We start from the raw sequence: 15,245 nt of genomic DNA, 5'->3' as shown, positions 1-15,245 counted from the left end.
TGTCGGGCCGATCACATGACCAGTCCGGTAGGACCGAGCGCATATCTGCAATTTGATCACCAACAGTTATCATCGGGTACCACGCCCCCCATGTTGGTATTGGCACGGGCGGGTGTAATGAGGCCGCTTGCCGCGCCTACGCCGGCACCCAGGGCCGGTGCTGCAGGCTTAAACTCTCCACCCGGTTTCATTACAAGTGCGCCGTGTTCAAGCTGAGCCACACGCGCCTGATGATATGCGCGCAGGGCCGCTTCACCGGCTTTTTCGCCGAAGAGATCGTCAAAGGTTGACTGGATAACCGCGGGATCAAAGCCCACGCGCTGTAGGGTTTTCAGACGGTCTATCAGTATCTGGAGGTCGCGCGCCCAGAGTTGCTGGTCGCTCCGTTGTTCAGGCCAGCGATCGGTGAAAACATCAGGCGTATGAGCCGGATTGTGCACTTCCAACAACCGAAGGCAGCTTTCAGCGTCCTGAATTCGGCGGCGCATGCGTGTGGCCAAGGAAATGACCTCGTCCACAAGGTTGTCCTTCACTGGCCCGGCTTCCAGCGCGATCGCCGCCATGATGATCGAGGGTGGTTTCCGTTTTCCGCGGTGATCATCATGTTTGCGGAAGCGTTTGTCGCGAAATCGCTTGATCAATTGCAGGGCGACAACACGTGGAGATTTCTGGTCGAGTGGCACATGGATCGGCATCGGCTGAGTGTCAGCCTTGATCATGCTGCCATCAGATGCCATGCGCTTCGCCATGGTCTCATAGGTTTCGCCGTCGACGAGAAAACGGCGCGCGTTAAAGCGATCCTGGAAAATCTGACTGGTTTCGATCTGTCTGTTGAAATGATCGGCAAACCCCTTGGGATTTACCTCCTTGTGGTATTGCGTGCCTGTTTCTGGCTTGTGGTGAAAGAGGTTCGCAACCCGCTCCGGCGTACCTGCCAAACGGACAACCGGCATGAGGTCCACTGTCACGCCGTCCGGGTAAGTTACTGTCACGCAGCGGCTGTTCTTCTCAATTAGATAGTCGTAATACTTACTGCCCGGGTCGCCTTTGATTGCCTTGTAGAGTGTGGCAAGTATCCATTCAGGGTCACTACCCGGCAGCACGCTCAATTCGATGACCGCGTCGACATCATGTTGGTCCTGCTTCAAACGTGATCGCGTCGGTGCGTGAATGGCAAAACTGCCGGATGCGTAGATCTCGTCGACAAGGTCTTCAAACGGGCTGCCGGGCCGGTCTACGTGGTTTGCCAGTCCGCGATAATGGCTTTCCGCTTCACGATGCATTGTCAGTGTGATTTGGATCGCACGGGCCACATCCATGAGCGCAGCTTCAACAGGATCAATGTCCAGGCTGCGCGCGTAGTTTTCAAAGTTCGTTCTTACATTCATGTCCTTCTGCCCCCTCAGTCTTGACGGATTCTACGATCTGTCTTACAATTATTGACGTTTTCGTAGGATGCTTCGCGAAAGAAAAAGCCGCGAGCAAGCGGCAGAAATCCTACGATATCGTCATAGTAACACAGCCAAGGGCGTCATGTCAAATTTAGCAGACGAAACGGGAGGATTCGGCGAAAGATTACGTCGAGCCAGAGAGAACAGGAAACTTAATCAGACAGAGTTGGCCGCAAAAACGCGCCTGCAACCATCTGCTATTGGTCATTTTGAAAAGGGGCGGCGAAAGCCATCTTTCCAAAATATCCGGGCTCTTGCAAAAGCGTTAAATGTAACTTCGGATTACCTGCTCGGCCGAACCGCTGAAATGAGCCATGCAACAACAGCGTTCCGAGGGGAAGAAAACCTATCTGACGGAGACAGAGAGCACATCCAAATGATGATTGACTTGATGAACCAAAAGAAAGCGGAGAGATGAGTAAGTTCCGCCTCATGATGGCGCGACGTCAGGGCGAGCTGAAGGCCAAAGAGATGGGGTTTGACTGCTTCCCGGTTGACCCATTTGCGATTGCGGAGGCCGAAGACATCATGGTTGAGCCAAAGCCGCCTGACCAAGTCGGGGTAAGTGGCGGGATCATCTTTTACGGCAACGACGTTGGCATCTTCTACGCCACCAATATTGACAGCGACGGTTTTCGTAGGTTTACGGTCGCCCATGAACTCGGGCACTACTTTCTTGACGGGCACCCCGAAGAGATACAAAAAACAGCGCCCATTCACATTTCGAAGGCCGGGTTCTCCGAGGGTTCGAGTTCTATAGAGTTGGAGGCCGACCACTTTGCATCTGGCCTTTTGATGCCGTCTCGGCTGGTTTCAAACGTCATCGGTACAAGCCGCGCCGGCCTTGATGCAATCATCAATTTGGGCGACCGCGCGGAGTGCTCGCTGACGGCCTCGGCAATCAGAGCAGCAGAGTGTTGTGATTATCCGATGGCGGTAATTGTCAGTTCCGGTGACAAAGTCGCCTACGCATTCCTGTCCGATAGCTTCAAGAAGCTCGACAAGCTCACCTTTCTTCGCAAGGGCGCGCCGCTACCAGACAGCCTAACGCGCGAATTCAATCGGAAGCCCAACAACATTGCTTCAGGTCAAACCGAATGTGGGCAGACGACCCTCGCAAACTGGTTCTCTTGCACCCGCCGCCTGCCCTTGGACGAGGAGGTCGTTGGCTTGGGTAGCTATGGCTTCGCCCTGACCGTGTTGTCCAGCGACCAAATTGCGGGAGATCCTGATGACGAAGAGTTGGCGGAAGAAGAGGCGCTGATTGAAAGTTGGACGCCACGGTTTGCGCGCGGGCGGTAAAATTCGAACGGCAACCTGTTTGAATGCGAACTAAGAATTCTTGTCTCCTGATCGGATTTGGGATGACTGCTTCCAAACCACAATGAGTTCATCGTGCGTCAACAGCGAAAGACCGCTTTCTGTCCTTAGCGCCAGAAATTCGCTGCATAGGTTCCCCGCTGTCCATTATCTGCTACACCATGGAGAAGACTGACAATTCGGTGCGCATGAACCTCGTCTCAAAATCCTTCCTGGGGTTCCTGGTTGACCCTCTGGGCCGACATCCAAGATCCCTGACATTGCAAGAAAAGGGTATCGCGGCACGCGGGGCTGGTTCGCCCTGGATTGGGTTTGAAGATATATCGACACGCCCGTCGGTGAAGAAGGGCCTTCTCTCGTCGTCGCTCTCGCTCGATCTCGGCGGCGGTCGAAACCTGACCTTGCCAGCGGTGGATACGACTGCGGCCAAGAAGTTCGCGGATGTAGCTGCCAGCGCCTGGACTGATTTCAATCGGGAGGAACTGGAAAAGGAGGACGTCGCTGTCCGTCGAATCCTTCAAGCGCTCGATGCACTCAAGGTGCCGGATGAATACCCAGCGGCGTGCCGCGTAGCGCCGTTGGCCCGCGATGCTGCTGACTTAAACAACCGCGTGCTGTCAAAGCTGAATGCTGAGGCCGTTGGCAAAGAGGTGATGTCTCGTATTGCCCCGATCACGGCGTTCGCATCCGATCCGAATGCCGTCCGGAACGCGTCAATCGAGGCGTTCGTGGAAGCTCAACTGCTTCGTTGGAAGGAATTCTTCGACACAGTCGAGTCCATGCCGCTGACGCCTGAACAGCGGCTCTCCGTCGTTGTCGACGAAGACGCGACTCTCGTTCTGGCTGGCGCCGGATCGGGCAAGACCAGCGTGATCACCGCTAAGGCTGCTTACCTCGTGAAGGCGGAGATACGAAAGCCAAGTGAGCTCCTGCTGCTTGCCTTCGCGAAAGACGCGGCGACCGAGATGTCGGAGCGCATCGAAGCCAGGTGCGGAGTTCCCGTGGCAGCACGAACCTTCCATGCCCTGGCCTACGAGATCATCGGTGAGGTGGAAGGCGAGAAGCCACCATTGGCGCCGACGGCGACAGACGACAAGGCGTTCCTGTCGCTCATGAAAGAGATCCTCCGGCAGGTCGTGGCGAACGCCAGCGATATCGCGCAAACAGTGATCGGCTGGTTCGCCGGTTTCTTCGACGACTTCCCAACAGAGTGGGATTTCAAGACGAAGCACGAATGGTATGCGCAAATCGAAAGCCGCAACTTGCGGACGCTGCAAGGCGAGATGGTGAACAGCTTTGAAGAACTGCTGATCGCCAACTGGCTGTTCCGGAACGGCATCGCCTACGAATACGAACCGAGCTACGAGCACAAACTCCAGAAGACTGGGCGCCGCACCTACTTGCCCGACTTCCGGCTAACAGAGAGCGGCGTCTACATCGAGCATTTCGGTGTGCGTAAGAAACGTGGCAGGGACGGCGCGGAGGAATTGACTACGGCGCCTTACGTCGATCGCGATGAGTACCTCGAGAGCATGGACTGGAAGCGGCAGGTCCATGCCGAGCACGAGACGGTTCTGGTGGAAACCTATAGCTGGGAGCGTGAAGAAGGCCGGCTGCTCGAAGCGCTTGCCGATAAGCTTGAACCACATGTCACGCTGCGACCGATCCCGGACATTGAGATTTACGATCGTGTGGCCGAAGTCGGGGTGGTGGACAGCTTCACTTCGCTGATGGGCACCTTCCTGCGTCACTTCAAGAACGGAGGATATCGGGTCGAGGATTGCTCCGACAAGGCGCAAACGCTGAAGATGGGCAAACGGGCGGAGGCCTTCCTCAAGATTTTCGGCGCGGTCTTTCGCGAGTATCAGTCCCGCCTTGACGACCGCATCGACTTTGAGGACATGGTGAACCGCGCCACGGCGCTCGTCGAGAGCGGGCGCTACCAGAGCCCGTTCCGCCACATCCTCGTCGACGAGTTTCAGGACATTTCGACAGGTCGTGCGAGGCTGATTCAGGCACTTAAACGCCAGCACTCCGATGCCAAGGTGTTTGCCGTCGGCGACGACTGGCAGTCGATCTACCGCTTTGCCGGGTCGGATATCCACATCATGCGTAACTTTGGAGAGGAATTTGGTGGCACCTATTCAGGGGCTACTGGAGTCCATCGCACCGTCGATCTCGGTCGAACCTTCCGCTCGGTGGACAAGATCGCTCTGGCCGCCCGTCGTTTCGTTCTTCGTAACCCCGCTCAGATCACCAAGACGGTGATACCGGCAGGCAAGACTGACGAACCTTCGATCAGGATCGCTTGGACGCGCCGCGACACCGGGGAGAAAACCTTAAACGACGCGGTGGCCGCTCTTGCCGCCAATGAAGGTAAAGGAGGCGGGAAGCCGTCGATCCTTATCCTCGGGCGATATCGTTTCCTGAGGCCCGACATAGGGCGGCTCCAGCGTCAGAACCCCGGGGCGAAGATCGACTTCAAGACCATCCATGCATCGAAAGGGCTGGAGGCCGACCACGTCATTATCCTTGGCGCTGACAACGCCAGGATGGGCTTTCCGTCGATGATCGTCGACGACCCTTTGCTCAGTCTGGTATCCCCTGAGGCCGAACCATACCAAAATGCCGAAGAGCGGCGCGTCATGTATGTCGCGGTGACTCGGGCTCGCCGGACCGTGACCATCCTCGCTTCCGAGGCGCGCCCCTCAGTCTTCGTCGAGGAGCTAATGAGAGAGCCCGAGTTCGGCGTGGTTGTGCCTTTGGATGCTCAGAAGCACACCCACACCTGTCCGGGTTGCGGTGGGCGTCTACTACACATGGTTGGAAAGGATGGTCGCGATTGGTATCACTGCGAGCACGTGAAGCTGTGCGGTAGCACCATGTCGGCCTGTCCGGCCTGCGGTGTCGGCCTTCCGATCCCTTCTCAGACCGAGGGAGAACTTGTCTGCAGTGATTGCGGGGAGACCCAGCAGGCTTGCCCCAGTTGCGAAGCAGGATGGCTTGTCGAACGGCGCGGCCGCTTTGGAGCATTTCTCGGCTGTGTCCGCTTCCCTGACTGCGCTGGCAAAGCCAAGCTAAAGAAAAGTACATGAAAGGCTGAAAGCACACGACCCAGCCGCCATCGGCACGACCATCGACAAAGGTCCGCAGGCAACGCATTCGAGGCGTTCAAGGTCGTCACAGCGAAGTTGATTGATTGGTCCCTTGCAGCCTGAAAGCCTGATGATGATCATGTGCTGCTCTCATCAGGATGGGACTATTCTTTCGGGCAGACTCTATAGAAAGTTGATTGAGCTTAAGTGAGCGAATCGTAGTGCTTTGACCACGCCATCTATTATTGGACACCGTGATCAGTGGAGCATTATTGATCGCGTTTGAGGGTTGATTCCAGCCCAAACGGAAAATTTGGCGCTGGAATTTTCCGCTTGGATTTCTGCAATAGTCTGTTTTTCAACATTATTATTGATCTTTGCTTAGGTGATGTGCGACTGAGCAGCCATGAAGATAGATCCTAAAGCACGACCGACAGCACGACGAATTCACAAACGTGGCAAGTTGCAGAAAGCGCACCACCTTGCTGGCGGCAAAGCGCGAGGAATCGTTCAGGTTGAAAGCTTGGTTGAGGTCGATTGCCACAACATGTGCTCCCTGGATCCACGAGTTCAAGAGGTTCATCCACAGCCGGTGACGTTTGATTTGAATTCCGGACGCCGCTACGCGACCAAGAAGGAACTACAGGAACGCTTTCGGGGCACTGACTACGAGCCATGGATCTACACACCCGACTTCAGGGTTATTCTTTTTGACGGTACCTGCCTCTATCTCGAAGCAAAATCAGAATTCATGCTTTCCGAACAACCCAAGTTCCTTGAGTACCCAGAGATCCTTGGGAGCTTTGGTGTGCAACTGCTCTTGATCACTGAAATTTTTATCTCTCGAGAACTCAAAAAGAACCTCGCATTGTTGCGTCCATATATTGGTCGGACGCTTCCGGTTGAGTTGGTGCGAAAACTGGAGGCACTCGACAACAAGAGATTCACATACAGAGAAGCGATTTCAAGACTGGGTTTCACCCAAGGTGAACTGTTTACCGCGATCGTGACGGGACATGTTATTGTGGATCTCTATTCCATAGAATTGAAAAAGGACACAGAACTCATTGCGTTCGATGGCTGCACGAAGCACTTGGAGCTTTTGCCGCTATGACTGATCTTGTCGAGAAATATGACGGCCGCCAAATTGTGATTGGTGATGAACTTCATGAAGTCCGCGGTCACATCAAAGGACGAGCGGCTGTTAGCTTGAAGGCGCCGAACGGCACCTTTCATGAAATTTCGAGCGAGGATTTTAGGCTACGAGTTGCAGAAGGCTATGTCCTGGACCAGCGAGGACGGGAGGCTGGCATCCGGATCCCCTCAGAAACGGACAAATTGGAAACATCTTTTCGCAAGGCAGTCTTGAGCATGTCAGCAAGGCTGGAACGCGAAGGTTTAAGCTGGCACCAAAGACACCGCACGATGAAGGATTACTTTGAAAGTCGTCCTGAGTTCGCCGGTCGGCAGAAACCGTTTCCTGGTATTCGGGCCATTCAAAAGTGGCGAAAAGGCTTTCAGGAGGAAAGCACCTCCGCGCTGCACGATAAAAGGTATCTGTCCGGAAACCGCTTGCCTCGTCATTCGAAAATATTTGAAAAGATCGTCCTCGATATCTTGGAAAAACAATACATAAAACATGATCGAATGACCGCCAAGGCAGTTTGGCAGCTTGCGCGCGCAGAGTACTCTGAAGCTTGCAAACGCGAAGGGATCAAGCCGGGTCCATGCGGTGTTAAGGTAGTAAACAGTCTGATCAGATCGCTTCCTCACGACGATGTCGTGAAATCACGAATTGGGGCGCCGGAAGCTCGAAAACGCCTGATTGAAGCCAATCGGTTCGTCAAAGTCAGCCAGCCCTTGGAGCGCGTCGAAATCGACAGTACTGAGGCCGATGTATTCATCGTCATTGATGACGAGGGGCATGTTGCGCGCCCGTGGATATGCGCAGCCATTGATTGCGCAACGGGGATGATCCTTGGGTTGGAAGTCAGTTTGACAGCCCCAAAGTCAATCATGACCGCCTTGGTTCTGAAAGAGATCATGACTCCCAAAGATCCGGAGTTTTTCGGTCAGTTCCAGATTGAAAATCGGATTTTGGCATGCGGGCGCCCCATTCAAATTGTTGCTGACCAGGGTAGTGAAAACTCAGGTGAGGTTATCGAAAGCTGCGTAACGTCTGCTTGTCTACTTTTCAGCCCAAACTTGCCCGCTCACCCCGAAGATAAGCCATATATTGAGCGCTTCTTTAAGACACTGAATGGTTTTCTCACAACACTCCCTGGAGCAACGACAACCAGGGAAATGCCCAACCGCACGCGCATCTCAAAGGCCCAGAAAGAGGCATATCTATCCTTCGATGACTTCGTCACGGTCCTTCAACAATGGCGGTTTGATGCCTATGCAATCCAACCCAGGCGCCGCGTCGAGAACCCGCTCAGAACTCTTGAAAGCCCCAAAATGGCTTGGCAGCGGCTCGACGAAGAATATGTGATTCCAGAACCTCCGACACCAGAGGAAATGGCGGGACTTTTCTATGGAGGAACCGCTGAGCGAACGCTGCACCACTATGGAATTGAGTTTGAGCGAGTTCAGTATTCCTCAGCTGATCTCTCGCGATTGCGAAGAGCGATCGGCACTGGAGTGAAGTTGACCATTCATTATGATCCAACAGACCTGCGGATGATCGGAGTGGTCAATCCCCTAACGAACGACACGTTTTTTGTACCAACCAAAGATGCTGAGTTTCCTGCAATATCCATAGATGACCTGCGCCGTATTCGTGAACGGCTCATGCCTGAACCTGACGAGTTTCTCTCCGCAGAACGCACGATCGCGGCCATTCATGCCCGTATTCATCATAAGCACTTCAAAGGCACTCCAGCGAAAAAAGCTAAGAAACGGGCGGCTCGGAAGCAGCAAGATAAGCGAATGGCTGAGAAGAGCCGCAAGCCGTTGGAAGTTGAAATGGAAATCTCAGCTCGTGCCCACAACACGGCCTCACAAACCACAACTATTTTGAAAAGCTCGAACCCGCGGTCTCCTCTTGAGCTCAAACCAAAGATGCCAAAATGACAAAACCCTCTGATCTTCTTAACGTTTTGGTCCCACATAAAGCGTTCCAAAGGGCATATGATGCACTGGAGGACGCCGTTTTGATGGCGCGCGAGCAAGGCGGGGGCATCATCCCAATCCTCGGCCCAACTCGGTGCGGCAAGACCGAGCTGTTAAACCAGATTTGCGCCGCTCTTGGGAAGGAAGCCACGGGTCCAGGTTCGATGTTTCCTGCGCCCACCGCTCGTTATGGTGTCGTTCCATCAAAGCCAAGTGACAAAGATCTCTACATCTCGATCCTTCGTGCGCTGGGGCATGGCTGCAAAGCTCAAGCCTCGACGGATACCATCAGATCGCGGATTGAAAAGACCATCGCGGACGAAGATGTTCAGATCATTGCTTTAGATGAGTGCAACCATTGCATTGAATCTGGTGCAAACTTGACCCTTCGCGCCACCGGCGACCATTTCAAGAGATTGGTGGATGAGACCCGTGTAACTTTGATATTAAGCGGCTTGCCAAACTTCCAGAAAGTCATTGATGGCAACGAACAGCTCAGAGCGCGGGCAATGAGCACCATTTTCTTCAAGCCATACAATTGGGCAAAGGAGGATGATCGTGAAGCATTTGCCACGGCTGTGTTTGCCCTTTTCGACCACCTCGACGGGAACGGCGTCACCTTGGACTTCGACCGGGATGACCTCGCTACTCGCCTTTACTGTATCTCTGGTGGGCGCGTCGGACTTGTTCTGCGTTTGCTTCGTGGCGCGTTGTTGCGGAAGAGCGAAAACAGGCTTGCCTTGGCTGATATCCAGAGTGCGGCATCTATTCTCTTCCAGGATCGCTCCAAGGTGGCGATCCTCTTCGATACAGAGGCGCCCAATGACTTACGACAGGTTCGGTCCTATGTTGATGTGATGCAGTCTGCAGGCTTGGAATTGGAGCCGTCAACGCTTGTTGAGCTCGGGGCGCTGACGGATGAGCCCGTGTGACAATGAGGTTTGATTCACCACAGCAAGGAGAAAGCTTGATCGGTTTCCTTCGCCGATTGGCAAGCCTGAACGCGTTCTCATACGTGTCAGAATTCTATTCTCACATTGAGAAGCCCTATGGTCGTCCAATGATTGAGGACCTACCTGGACTGGCCGAAATCCTTTGTGTGGATGTCGCGTCGCTCAGCTCAATTGCGCCGAGAACCCAGCCGTGTGATCCGGCAGTTGAATGGCGATTTCAGCGGTCGCAGACCGATCCGGTCTGCCCAAGTTGTATTGCTGAAGATAAAGTCTGGCAGCAACACTGGCGACATAGCCTTGTATCCGCATGCGCTATTCACCAAACGTTTCTGTTGGATCAGTGCCCGCGCTGCAATATTGTATTCTCCACATCAGCAGGAGGGTTTGCGAACTGTGAGTGCGGTTTACCCTTTGCGGCTATGGTGGCATCACCGGCGACAGATTTTGAAACGTGGGTGTCGGGCTTAATCGCTCGAGTGACGCAACGAGAAGAAGTTGTTGGCGGGTATGGGCCATGGTCCAACGATGCCCCAAGCGACCTCGGATCCTTTCTTGTTTTTCTTGCAGGCCACGAACAGAAGACGCGGTCGGGAAAGGAGGGGAAGACACCACTTCCCATGACAATCGCGGACACACGCACATTTCTTTCTCGAGCAGAGCCTTGGCTGCGATCATGGCCTCATGGGTTTCAGGACAAGCTTGCGCAGCGATTGTCAGAGGGCGATCCACTTGCTTCCTCTGCTCCTGCGCGTTTAGGGAAATGGTATCAGGGGCTAATGCGCTTCAATGGGGATGCGTACTCGGACGTTCACGCCCAGCTGTCCGCAGGGATAGCTGAGAACTTTAGCGGCCCCTATGCTGGCAGGCATGTTGTGGACCGGGCTTGGATATCAGCAACCAAAGCTGCCCGCCTTCTGAATGTCAGAGGGGAAAGGGTTGTTGCAGCTGTCGCCTCGGGAAAGATAAAGGGGCGGCAAGTCCACTCGGGACACGGGCACAAGCACACTATGGTGCCTCGTGCGGTGATCGAGAGCATTAGGAATGACCGCGAAAGATACCTGACTGCGAAATCCGCAATGGAAATGCTTGGTGTCGGCAAGGCTCAATTCCGCGTACTTCAGGATGCTGGGTTGGTGTCGCGCCGGCTCCCCGCAGATACGCCACCCTTGGTCGAAGGCCCCTTCCTGTCCGATGATTTCTTGGCGCTCGTTGAGAGTATCAGGGACAATCAAAGAACGATCTGTTCGTCTGCGGAAACTCTTCGCTTCTCAGATATCAACCTGCGACAGACCACCCAAAAGTCAAAACTGATCGCGGTACTCCAGGCAATTCAAGCGGGGACGATCCAGGCAGTCTCTGCGCCATCTGAGTTGCCGTTGGGGATGTTTGAGTTTTCGTGCGAGGATATCGACGCATGTTTCACCAACGCATCAAGGCCCACGTTGCTGACGGCGGGCCAAGTATCCGAATTAACCGGTTGGAAAGCCGAAGTTGTAACCCATTGGTGCCGAGAGGGCCTCCTTAAAGCCAGCCAAGAGAATGAAGGTCGACAGGCCAGATATCTGATCGCCCCCGATGCATTGGTGAGATTTCAACGCACCTTCATCCCGCTTGCCGATCTCGCGCGTGATCAACAGACGTCAAGCCGTGCATTGCGAGAGAAATTGCGGGATGCCAGGATAACGATTTGTGGCGAGAAGGCAGTTGGCGCGACAAGTAGAGGAGCGCTGGTGCGCATAGCAGAGCTAATATGAGTGTAGCGTAGTAGGCCCGGGAAACGGATGAGAAAGGCTCCTTGGTTACGCTATGCCCCACGTTTGAAGTCAAAATTCAAACCATTCAGTCAAGCGGGGAAAATTAAACAGAAGCGAAAACAATAACTTACCTCCTGCCAACTTCACGTTTGTTTGCCTCGGTCCTGGCTAAAAATTACAATGGCCTTATGGATGAGAACGAACGCGAAAAGCTGCTGGAGGCTCTCAGTAACCCTGGGCCTAACGAGGAGAGTTTCTTCGCAAAGCGGCGGATGCTTGGTATCGGCACCGGTCTCGACGAGGACGGCAACGTGGTTCATCTGCAGGGGCCGGTCTTTATTGACTTTGAAGCGTCATCGCTTAGCCCCCAATCCTGGCCCATCGAAGTTGGAATTGCCTGGCTTGATGGCAACCGGGTTGTTGTTGAAAGCAAACTGATCAAACCGGATCCAAGTTGGCCTGAGGGTGATTGGAATCCAGAGAGCGAAGCTGTTCACAACATACCGCGCTCTGATCTGGAAGATGCCGAACCGGCAAAAGACGTGGCGCAGTGGCTTCGATCTATAACGATTGGAAGAACCCTTGTGTCCGATGCCCCTGAATTCGATCAGCGGTGGCTTGATAGGCTATTGAGCACGATAGAAGAACCGCTGCACATGCAGATCGATGATTTTAACCGGATTCTTCGGATCGCGTTCTCGCACGAGGACGGCATCGTTGCACCTGGGCGTTTGCACTACGCATATAAGAATCGCATGAGCAGGAAAGCCATACACCGCGCTGGATCGGATGCTGCGAACCTTGCCTATGCATATCGAGCGGGATTGCCCAAAAAACAGAGAACAGAGCCAGGCTGCTTTCAGCCCGTTCCCGAAGAAAAATGGAAGCTACAGGAGGGGGGTGATGGAGAAGAAGATTGAAGAGACGGCCATCATGGGTGCTGGTTTTGTTAGTTTCACCGTCCGCGCATGTACATTCTGGAACCCACGCACCCCAAGGCGCGACGCTGATGTTGGCGACATTGTAGAGAAGATCTTCAAATGACTACTTTTGAAATAGCTTTCAACATCCTTGGAGCGGGCGTATTCCTCGCGGGCCTCCTCTACACGCGCCTTTTACTCAGGACAGCTGGTCGTGCCCGCTTAGACAATCCTGCGCTCGTCAAACAGCTCCATGAAACAGCGCCCTATCATCGCCTCTCCGAGGTGATGGATGAGTGAGCATGAACGTGATGGTTGCCGGGATTTGGAAGGCGCTGGGCTTTTGCAGAGATCAACGCAACTAAGCTTCACTCACTGACAGTGACGGTCGACCTGTGAGCCTGAACATTCTCGTTATCTGAAGAAGAACTCTTGGTTATAGAATTAGTTCCGCAAGCGGCCCATTGCCGACATTCGCGGCAATTGTGGCGAATGGCAGCCATGAAACCAGACTTATGAGAGCTGCATATCGTCTCTGTATCCGCATCTGGGAGAACGCGAGTTCGGTCAGATGTCCCAACTGAATCCGGTTTCCTGCTCGGAGAGCACCCAAAGCCGCTCCATGACCGGCTTGTCATAGGCGTGGGGGTGCAGCGTGCCCTTGCCAACTGGGCCGATGAACTCCATGCGCCCGGTGGGGCCGTAAAGCGCGCGCTGCTCGAGCCCGTCTTCGGTCGCGCACATCACCTCGGGCCACGCGCCACGTTCGGCGGATTGCGTGATGGGCAAAAGCGCCATGAACCAGAACATGATCCGCGTCGCTAAATTTCCGCTGGTTTGAACCAGAGATGTCCGCGACGCACCGGGATGGCAGACATAGACCTCGACGTTCCTGTTGGCTGCCGCAAGACGATCCTGCAGCTCGTAGGCAAACATCATCTGCGCCAGCTTGCTCTGACAGTAAGTGCGGTTCTGATGGTAGTTCTTGTCCCAGTTCATGTCGTCGAACTGGATGGTCTTAATCCCCATGTTGTAGCCCAAGCTCGAGACCACAACGATACGGCCGCTGCTGCCCTCGATGCGGTCAAAAAGCAGGCCCGCCAATAGGAAGTGGCCGTAGTGGTTCGTGCCAAGCATGCTTTCGTGACCATCGGCCGTTAGTTTCTGCGTGGGCACCTGCGCGATGGCCGCATTGCAGATCAGCGCGTCGATCTGCGGGACCGCGTTCAGGACCTCTGCGGCGGCCTCTCGTACGCTGGCGAGCGAGGCAAGGTCCATGCGGATGAAGCTTACATCGGTGTCGGCTCCAAACTCGCCTTTCAGCGTGGCGATGGCGGCGTGGGATTTCTCGGCTGAACGGTTCAGCATCACCACTTTTGCCCCTTTGGCGAGCAGCGTTCGCGCCGCCTGAAATCCTGCCCCAGCATTGGCACCCGTGATGAGGTAGGTTTTACCCTTCAGCGTGCCAAGACGGTCCGGGGTCCATCCTTGCGGTCCAAATGTCGTGTCTGCCATTTTCGTTCTCCTGCCAGCGTCGTCTGGCGACTTAGGTGTCTGTGTTGCGTGTCTTGAACTGATAATTAGTTGTAAAACGCGCCAAAAATAGGCGAATTAGTCGCAAATACTTGCCCAATCGTCTCAATGAAGTTGTAAGGCGTCTGTTGGCATGTCAGTTTGATCGCATGAGCACAGAACAGATCAAGCAGCTAATCGACCGCCACATGCCCGAGACGGGCCTACTGGACACCGCGTTGAAAGGTGTTCAGCTTTTCAAGGTGACCGAGGCGGTGCCCTGCGTGCCGGCGGTCTATGACCCCACCGTGGTGGCCATTGTCAGCGGGGTGAAAGAAGCCATCCTCGATGGCAAGCGGCATGTCTATGACAGGCACCAGTATATGCTGTGCCCGATGGCGATGCCGGTCGAGGCGGGTACGCCGCAAGCGTCGCCTGACAATCCGCTTCTGGGGGTGATGATCTCGCTTGATCCACGGGTCATGCGGGAACTGGCCCTTGAGGTCGAGGCCACGGCAGGCACGATGCGCACCCCCGGCGGCACGACCGCGCAGGGGTTGGCTCTGGCCCGCTGGGATGCAGGGTTCACCGACGCGTTGCTCCGGTTGCTCCAGTTGCTTGATAATCCAGTTGATGTGGCGGTGCTGGGGCCGGGTCGACTGCGCGAGCTGTATTACGCGGTGCTGAAAGGCGACTCCGGGGCCGCCGCGACGCGTGCGTTCGGCGTTGGCAACGAGATCGCGCGGACGATTGACTATCTGTCCACTCGTCTGAAAGAACCGGTCACCATCGACGATATGGCATCACAGGTCGGCATGAGCCGCGCCGTGTTCCACCGCCGCTTCAAAGAGGCAACAACCATGTCTCCTATTCAGTTCGTGAAATCCATGCGCCTGAATAACGCTGCAATGAAGATCGCGGGGGGAATGACCATATCAGAAGCGGCTTGGGACGTGGGCTATGTAAGCTCGTCGCAGTTCAGCCGAGAGTTCAAGCGTATGTACGGGCAGTCACCACGGCAATGGAGCCAAGAAGCACAAATTCCATTGAGTGGAGTTTGACGGGATATCGGCTCAAAAACTGAATCCGCTCTTTAGGGTGTGAAATTTGGCGCGCGTTAAATACT

12 protein-coding genes are annotated in these 15,245 nt (G+C 54.7%); 10 read left to right on the top strand and 2 right to left on the bottom strand.

Features of this window, described 5'->3' with window-relative positions; translation table 11 throughout:
* Positions 1 to 56: 56 nt before the first annotated feature.
* Positions 57 to 1,388 (bottom strand): nucleotidyltransferase, encoded by a 1,332-nt coding sequence (locus Q0677_RS01045; protein WP_298905120.1) that lies wholly within the window; start codon positions 1,386 to 1,388, stop codon positions 57 to 59.
* A 67-nt stretch (positions 1,389 to 1,455) separates the two neighbouring features.
* Between Q0677_RS01045 and Q0677_RS01040 the strand changes: the two genes are divergently transcribed.
* The 9 genes from Q0677_RS01040 (at position 1,456) to Q0677_RS01000 (ending at position 12,731) form a co-directional block, all read left to right on the top strand.
* The gene (locus tag Q0677_RS01040; RefSeq protein ID WP_298905117.1) at positions 1,456 to 1,869 is read left to right on the top strand and encodes a helix-turn-helix transcriptional regulator; all 414 of its coding nucleotides are present in this window, start codon (positions 1,456 to 1,458) and stop codon (positions 1,867 to 1,869) included.
* Entirely contained in the window at positions 1,866 to 2,753 is an 888-nt protein-coding gene (locus tag Q0677_RS01035) for an ImmA/IrrE family metallo-endopeptidase (RefSeq protein ID WP_298905114.1), read from the top strand. Before Q0677_RS01040 ends, Q0677_RS01035 begins: the two co-directional genes overlap by 4 nt.
* Positions 2,754 to 2,932: 179 nt before the next feature.
* Positions 2,933 to 5,866: a UvrD-helicase domain-containing protein gene (locus tag Q0677_RS01030; RefSeq protein ID WP_298905110.1), complete on the top strand. Its 2,934-nt coding sequence runs from the start codon at positions 2,933 to 2,935 to the stop codon at positions 5,864 to 5,866.
* Positions 5,867 to 6,272: 406 nt separating this feature from the next.
* On the top strand, positions 6,273 to 6,980 hold the full coding sequence (locus Q0677_RS01025; RefSeq protein ID WP_298905107.1) for a hypothetical protein: 708 nt from the start codon (positions 6,273 to 6,275) through the stop codon (positions 6,978 to 6,980).
* Positions 6,977 to 8,941, top strand: coding sequence for a Mu transposase C-terminal domain-containing protein (locus tag Q0677_RS01020; protein ID WP_298905104.1), 1,965 nt, complete (start codon positions 6,977 to 6,979; stop codon positions 8,939 to 8,941). The genes Q0677_RS01025 and Q0677_RS01020 overlap by 4 nt, the downstream gene beginning before the upstream one ends.
* Positions 8,938 to 9,912, top strand: a complete 975-nt coding sequence (locus Q0677_RS01015; protein ID WP_298905101.1) for a TniB family NTP-binding protein — start codon at positions 8,938 to 8,940, stop codon at positions 9,910 to 9,912. Before Q0677_RS01020 ends, Q0677_RS01015 begins: the two co-directional genes overlap by 4 nt.
* Positions 9,913 to 9,914: 2 nt before the next feature.
* On the top strand, positions 9,915 to 11,687 hold the full coding sequence (locus tag Q0677_RS01010; protein WP_298905096.1) for a TniQ family protein: 1,773 nt from the start codon (positions 9,915 to 9,917) through the stop codon (positions 11,685 to 11,687).
* 188 nt (positions 11,688 to 11,875) lie between these two features.
* Positions 11,876 to 12,607 (top strand): exonuclease domain-containing protein, encoded by a 732-nt coding sequence (locus tag Q0677_RS01005; RefSeq protein ID WP_298905093.1) that lies wholly within the window; start codon positions 11,876 to 11,878, stop codon positions 12,605 to 12,607.
* Positions 12,591 to 12,731, top strand: a complete 141-nt coding sequence (locus Q0677_RS01000; RefSeq protein ID WP_298905090.1) for a hypothetical protein — start codon at positions 12,591 to 12,593, stop codon at positions 12,729 to 12,731. Before Q0677_RS01005 ends, Q0677_RS01000 begins: the two co-directional genes overlap by 17 nt.
* A gap of 443 nt (positions 12,732 to 13,174) precedes the next feature.
* Here Q0677_RS01000 and Q0677_RS00995 read toward each other — a convergent pair whose 3' ends face one another.
* On the bottom strand, positions 13,175 to 14,122 hold the full coding sequence (locus Q0677_RS00995; RefSeq protein ID WP_298905087.1) for an SDR family oxidoreductase: 948 nt from the start codon (positions 14,120 to 14,122) through the stop codon (positions 13,175 to 13,177).
* Between the two features lie 167 nt (positions 14,123 to 14,289).
* Here Q0677_RS00995 and Q0677_RS00990 point away from each other — a divergent pair, with 167 nt between their 5' ends.
* On the top strand, positions 14,290 to 15,180 hold the full coding sequence (locus tag Q0677_RS00990) for an AraC family transcriptional regulator (protein ID WP_298905082.1): 891 nt from the start codon (positions 14,290 to 14,292) through the stop codon (positions 15,178 to 15,180).
* Positions 15,181 to 15,245: the final 65 nt, after the last annotated feature.

It is taken from the genome of uncultured Aliiroseovarius sp., assembly GCF_947492455.1.
Lineage (GTDB): Bacteria > Pseudomonadota > Alphaproteobacteria > Rhodobacterales > Rhodobacteraceae > Aliiroseovarius.
The sequence above is the reverse complement of the archived record's forward strand: the minus strand, read 5'-3'. Positions and strand labels throughout refer to the sequence as shown.

Coding starts and splice junctions, on each gene's coding strand:
- Q0677_RS01045 (WP_298905120.1), bottom strand. CDS start 1,388: ATGAATGTAAGAACGAACTTTGAAAACTACGCGCGCAGCCTGGACATT.
- Q0677_RS01040 (WP_298905117.1), top strand. CDS start 1,456: ATGCTTCGCGAAAGAAAAAGCCGCGAGCAAGCGGCAGAAATCCTACGA.
- Q0677_RS01035 (WP_298905114.1), top strand. CDS start 1,866: ATGAGTAAGTTCCGCCTCATGATGGCGCGACGTCAGGGCGAGCTGAAG.
- Q0677_RS01030 (WP_298905110.1), top strand. CDS start 2,933: ATGGAGAAGACTGACAATTCGGTGCGCATGAACCTCGTCTCAAAATCC.
- Q0677_RS01025 (WP_298905107.1), top strand. CDS start 6,273: ATGAAGATAGATCCTAAAGCACGACCGACAGCACGACGAATTCACAAA.
- Q0677_RS01020 (WP_298905104.1), top strand. CDS start 6,977: ATGACTGATCTTGTCGAGAAATATGACGGCCGCCAAATTGTGATTGGT.
- Q0677_RS01015 (WP_298905101.1), top strand. CDS start 8,938: ATGACAAAACCCTCTGATCTTCTTAACGTTTTGGTCCCACATAAAGCG.
- Q0677_RS01010 (WP_298905096.1), top strand. CDS start 9,915: ATGAGGTTTGATTCACCACAGCAAGGAGAAAGCTTGATCGGTTTCCTT.
- Q0677_RS01005 (WP_298905093.1), top strand. CDS start 11,876: ATGGATGAGAACGAACGCGAAAAGCTGCTGGAGGCTCTCAGTAACCCT.
- Q0677_RS01000 (WP_298905090.1), top strand. CDS start 12,591: ATGGAGAAGAAGATTGAAGAGACGGCCATCATGGGTGCTGGTTTTGTT.
- Q0677_RS00995 (WP_298905087.1), bottom strand. CDS start 14,122: ATGGCAGACACGACATTTGGACCGCAAGGATGGACCCCGGACCGTCTT.
- Q0677_RS00990 (WP_298905082.1), top strand. CDS start 14,290: ATGAGCACAGAACAGATCAAGCAGCTAATCGACCGCCACATGCCCGAG.